At 64.4% G+C, this 5055-nt stretch carries 7 protein-coding genes; 6 read left to right on the forward strand and 1 reads right to left on the reverse strand.

The window, feature by feature from the left end:
• From H288_RS0131650 to H288_RS0131665, 4 genes are all read left to right on the forward strand, one after another.
• The coding region (locus tag H288_RS0131650) for an integrase core domain-containing protein (protein ID WP_020096559.1) at nt 1–256 on the forward strand (256 nt) is incomplete at its 5' end.
• A 329-nt stretch (nt 257–585) separates the two neighbouring features.
• Nucleotides 586–1065, forward strand: a complete 480-nt coding sequence (locus tag H288_RS0131655; protein ID WP_244435243.1) for a PAS domain-containing protein — start codon at nt 586–588, stop codon at nt 1063–1065.
• Nucleotides 1066–1490: 425 nt separating this feature from the next.
• Nucleotides 1491–2129, forward strand: coding sequence for a hemerythrin domain-containing protein (locus tag H288_RS0131660; protein WP_020096561.1), 639 nt, complete (start codon nt 1491–1493; stop codon nt 2127–2129).
• A 381-nt stretch (nt 2130–2510) separates the two neighbouring features.
• Nucleotides 2511–2900 carry a hypothetical protein gene (locus H288_RS0131665; RefSeq protein WP_020096562.1) on the forward strand — a complete coding sequence of 130 codons (390 nt, stop codon included), beginning with the start codon at nt 2511–2513 and terminating at the stop codon, nt 2898–2900.
• A 27-nt stretch (nt 2901–2927) separates the two neighbouring features.
• Here the strand turns inward: H288_RS0131665 and H288_RS0131670 are convergent, their stop codons facing one another.
• Entirely contained in the window at nt 2928–3176 is a 249-nt protein-coding gene (locus tag H288_RS0131670; protein ID WP_020096563.1) for a hypothetical protein, read from the reverse strand.
• 575 nt (nt 3177–3751) lie between these two features.
• Between H288_RS0131670 and H288_RS0131675 the strand changes: the two genes are divergently transcribed.
• Both H288_RS0131675 and H288_RS33385 read left to right on the forward strand, forming a co-directional pair.
• Nucleotides 3752–4009 carry a hypothetical protein gene (locus H288_RS0131675; RefSeq protein ID WP_020096564.1) on the forward strand — a complete coding sequence of 86 codons (258 nt, stop codon included), beginning with the start codon at nt 3752–3754 and terminating at the stop codon, nt 4007–4009.
• Nucleotides 4010–4775: 766 nt separating this feature from the next.
• Nucleotides 4776–5055, forward strand: a 280-nt coding sequence (locus H288_RS33385) for a transposase (protein WP_043713773.1), incomplete at its 3' end; no start/stop codon positions are given.

A 5055-nucleotide genomic window follows, 5' to 3' on the forward strand; every position in this document is an offset into this window, starting at 1 on the left:
CTTTGTCGAAAGCTTCAACGCGCGATTGCGGGATGAACTCCTGAACGGCGAGATTTTCTACACCCTGAAGGAGGCACAGATCATCATCGAAAGCTGGCGTCGGCACTACAACACGATCCGCCCGCACGGTGCGCTTGGCTACAAGCCACCAGCGCCGGAGGTGTTCGTGCCAGCCACGACCGCTTGCCCGACTGCGCTCGCCCGACCGGCTCCGGCGGCCAAGCTACCCGTAGAGCAGAGGCCGACCCTGCACTAATTTTGAACTCGGACCACCTCGTGGGGGCAGGTCACTCCGCGTGCGGCTCACTCGCCCCCTGCATGCATTCATAATACCTTCCGCCCGCAGAAGTAGTGCCCATCGCGCAACAGTTGAGGATATCGTATTCGATGCGGCGTGTGGTTGTGATCTGACACCTATTACACAGATCAGGTTTAAGACTGTCCGCGGGCTCCGCAGTGTCAAAGCTCAAGCTTCTCGCTCACCAGACCTGCCCCAAGGCGTTTCAGCACGCCCTAGATGCGCTCGACGTGATTGGTAGGTGGGAGTGGAGTGCGACGACCGATCGAGCCCGTGTCGATGGGTTCGTGGCGCTGCTGTTCGGTGTCGATCCTGACGAAGCTAAGCAGGGTGTGCCGCTCTCGCTCTTCATCGACAGCATACACCCAGATGACCGCGGGCGCGTTTTCGCCCAGATCCGGAGCTGCCGCGCTGACGGCGGCACATATCTCGCCGAATACCGAGTGATATCGGCCGATGGCCAGACGCGCTGGGTCCTAGATCGAGGCCACTTCAGCATCGATCATCTCGGCCGGTCGGTAGGCGGTGCTGGCATCCTGGTGGACATAACCCAGATGCGGATGTCTGAGGACGCGTTCAGCGAAGCCGAAACCCTTTCGATGGAACGGCCGCTGGACCGGGCGGCCGAGCACGCTATCGCCGCCCAGCAGGCGATCGTGGAGTTGCAGGACGCTGAGTTGAAGGCACAGGCGGACACGCTGCTGATGGCGCTCGGACGCAGGCTCGCCCAGCAGGAGGTTCGGGAACGGCGTCGGCGGATGAACTGAGGGCTGCCATTCTGTCGCGCCAGTCCGCTCGGCCGCAGGCTGGCGCGAGCCATCTCGCCATGGCACCCCGCGGGCATGGCGACGCTTGATGATCAGACCTGTGAAGCGAAAATCAAGGGTATCTGGCGTCAGATCAGCGTCGCTGAGGCAAAGAGCGCTTACGTGATGGCGCCGAAGCGATGCCCGTCCTGCCACGGTGCGGTGGTCCTTTCGGGTTCATACGCCGAACACCGCCGCCGGAGGTTCACCCATCGCAGGGTACATACCGGCTGCGCACAGGACCCGAAGCGGTACTCTGGCACGCCATCGCCGCATCCTCAGGCGGTCATCTGAGTGGCGGCTTGAGTCGACACGAACTCGATCAGGAACGCTCAGCGGGCGCACGGTGTTCGGAGCTGGTAGTTTCACTGGCAAGGAAGACGTGCATGGACGTTTGGCAACTCATCAAGCGCGACCATGAGAACATTGGTGGCCTGATCCGTGAGATACCATACGCTCTCAACGATCCCAGAGCGGTCGGCAGCCGCGAGCAGATGCTGGCTGATCTCATGGACGAGCTTGATCTGCATGCCATCGGCCTTGGTGCCAGCTTGTATGGCCCGTTGAGCCGGGAGAGCCAGACGCGCACGCTGATCAAAGACCTGAACCGCGGCCACGCTGAGTTCAGGCGACAGCTGCAGCAGCTCGCCCGTCGCCGTAGGGCGGACTCGGCTGGCTGGCTCGACACCTTTGAGGATGTCACGTTCCTCGTGGATCAGCACCTGCATCGCCACGTGCATGAGTTGATCCCCGCAGCCCAGATGCTTTTCGCGCCCGAGGAGGTTGCCGCTGCCACACGGGCGTTCGTGCGGGCCAAAACGAACGCGCTTCAGTCGCGGCGGCGAGGCACCGTGGCGGGAGGCATGTCGAGCGAGTTCGCCCTTATCGCGACGCTCGCCGGCGTGGCCGCCGGCCTCGGCTATCTGGTCTGGAACGGCGGACGCTTTGGCCGGTCGACATCTGACCGACCGGCCGAAGCTGGGGAGCGTGTTTCCCAGCGGGCGATCCGCCCTATGCCGCGGTGAAGACGGTGGGGCATGCCGGTCGATGAGCCGCTCGCCTGAAGCGAGGCAATTCCGTCGCCCGATTTGACGATAGAAGCCCGCCCTGGTGTTCCAGGTGCGGGCTTGGTGCGACTGCGCCAACGAGGCCGCACCCTGGATTTAGGCACTGCTCTTCCGGCGCTCAGCCCCCCAGCCGATCGCAGAAGCTACCTCGACCGTTATGGTTAATAGAAGGTTGCTGACGGTCGCGGCCCTCGCCGAGGCCGCCCTCGGCGAAAGGCCCCTGGAGCGTATTGTCTTTTGGCCGCAGTGGGATCGGGGCAGCGTTTGAAACTATCCAGCTGACACCTCCGTTCTGCGATGGCGTAGCCGTCCCCGGCTGCGCGATCTCCGGAGCAGTCTGTGGCACGTACCCCGACCCTGATCCTCGCGGCTTGCCTGACGGCAGGCGCTTTCCACCCAGCGGATGCCGCGACGAAGAAGGTGCAGGTACCGAACCAGTTCGACGGCTCCTGGACGATCGTCGCCACCACGACTGAGGGCCCCTGCTCGGCCAGCACAAGCTACAACGTGCAGATCAAGGACAGCGACGCGTCGATCCCCGGGGAGGAGGTCGACATCGATGGCGGCGTCTCGGCGGCCGGCGCCGTGCAGGCCACCATCACCCAAGGCTCGAACAAGGTGCCGATCGCCGGCAGTCTGACCGCGAAGGGTAGCGGCAGCGGCACTTGGCGCACGTCGGGCGGCTTGGTGGAGTGCAGCGGGAGTTGGAGCGCGAAGCGTTCTAGCTAGGCATTCTATGACGAAGCCGCACGGCCTTCACGGAGCGGAGAGACGCTTCGTGTTCGCAGCCACGTGCTCACGGTAGCGGGCGATGACCGTTTCGGGCGAGCCGCCGAACATCAGTGTCGTCATCGCCTCGCCGGCGGCGTGAACCTTCTCAATCACCATGGACTGAGCCTCAGCCAGTCCTTCGCTACCGCCCCAGGCTAGACGAACCAACCGCAGTTCGATGACGCGCTGCGCCTCAATGGCCAGCATCAGCGATGAGAAGAAGGGATTGTACACGGCACGCTCCTGGCCGCCGGATCGCGGCAGAGCTTGAACACATCACATCGTGAGAGAGATTCGGCGCTCGGTCGCATGCCCGCCCTGCATCTCAGCCTCATCGCCCGATCTGATCAGGGGCTGACCACGCCATATCGCAAGCTCGTGATCGCCCTACCCATATCCGGCAACACGCTCGCCACAACCGGACGGCATGGTTGCCGGTATGACCTTGCCAACAGCTCAAGCCCTCGGCGTCATGGCCTGCGCCATGATCGCGTCCGCCATTTACCTGGCGTCCCTCGTACACGGCGTCAGATCGGAGGATAGCGGCCCACGCTAGGCAAGCGCGACTGCGACGGCGAGGCCGCACCGAGGCCAGGGGGGTAGGCCATAGAGCTGCTCTGCCGTCGCTCGGCCCCTCGACCGATCGCTGTCGGCAGCATGACCGCGCATAGTTAACGGCCCGTCAACGGGTGTTGCTCTGTTCGCGTCTGCCCATGACACATGGCCGGTTGATGCCGGTGTTCTCGGCCGCCCGTCTCGCTATGTTCTGCTCCCGTTCTAGATCCCGCCCGCGGATCACAGGATGGGCTATGTCGAGACGGGGCGTCTTCGTGCGGGCCGAGGAGGTCGCCTTCCTGGAGGAGGCGCGGCGCTGGCGGCAGCAATGCGTCTTGGTCCTCACGAGGGCCAAGACGCAGGGCCCGCTCTACAACGCGACCTCGAAGGTAATCGACGCGATCGACGACGTTGCCGAGGTGGTGACCGGCGACCGGCGGACCTTCTACCAGAGGGATGCGACCATACCAGGCGAGAACCTACCGCCCGTGAAGTGGCGCACGGTGGAGTAGAGCAGCGTCGGCTCCGCCTACGTCCGTATAGAGGCTGGCCGGCTAGGCGAGCCGCGACGAGGGTGCTTACTGGGCTTCCGGTAGGGCGTGACGCGCGGGGCCCGCTCGACTGGCGCCGTGACCTCAACATCAGCGAACCGAGCATCAAACCGGCGTGCTGAGATCCACGCGACCGCGAGTCCGACAAGGCCGAAAGCGACCCCGAAGGCGGGCAGTCCGTAGCTGATCCAGAGGTTCGGGTCGGTCACGATCAATCCTCGCTGCGCAGGAAGTGGTAGGCTGCGGGAGCCACGAAGAATAGGACGAGGAAGGCCGCAGGACCAGCCCACCATGAGTGCAGGGCGGGGGATGGGCTGCCGGGCGCTTGGCCGAAGTTCGGGATGATCGTCGCCGCGGCTAGGATGCCCAGACCCACCGCGTTGGCGGTGGTGGCGAACGCTTCACCCGCTAGTTGAACCGCTTTGCTGCCAGCTTGCGCTCAGCCGCTCGAGCTTTGGCAGACTTGTTCACTCAGCCGGCGCCTTCCGTTCCCGGAACCGGATCCCGGCCCCACCGCCGTTCTCGGATATGAAAAGGTCGGCAGTCATGCCCGTAAATCTGCAGCCACCACCACGATGGCTGCTGTGAAAGCCGCGACGGAACAGTCCTCAATCGCGTACTCCAGGCCTGCAGCCTCAAGCGCGCGTTCAACACTCACGAGCACAAAGGCCACGGCGTGAATCGCCCCGGGATTTTCGGAGGCTCCAACTCTTGAGAGACTGGAGCCATGACGAAGCATACCCCACCCTTTTCCCCTGAGGTTCGCGAGCGGGCAGTCCGGCTGGCCCGGGAGCATGAGAGCGAGCACGGTTCGCAATGGGCCGCGATCCAGTCGATCGCGGCCAAAATCGGTTGCTCTGGCGAAACGCTGCGCAAGTGGGTCCGTCAGGCCGAGCGCGACCGGGGCGTGCGGGCCGGACCGACGACGGATGAGCGCGAGCGGATCAAGGCGCTGGAGCGGGAGAACCGCGAGCTCCGGCAGGCCAACGAGATCCTCAGGAAGGCGA

Origin of the sequence: Methylobacterium sp. 285MFTsu5.1 (genome assembly GCF_000383455.1) — a bacterium.
GTDB lineage: Bacteria > Pseudomonadota > Alphaproteobacteria > Rhizobiales > Beijerinckiaceae > Methylobacterium.

Bases quoted from the DNA above. Each gene is read 5' to 3' on its own strand.
- H288_RS0131660 (WP_020096561.1), top strand. From the start codon at position 1,491: ATGGACGTTTGGCAACTCATCAAGCGCGACCATGAGAACATTGGTGGC.
- H288_RS0131675 (WP_020096564.1), top strand. From the start codon at position 3,752: ATGTCGAGACGGGGCGTCTTCGTGCGGGCCGAGGAGGTCGCCTTCCTG.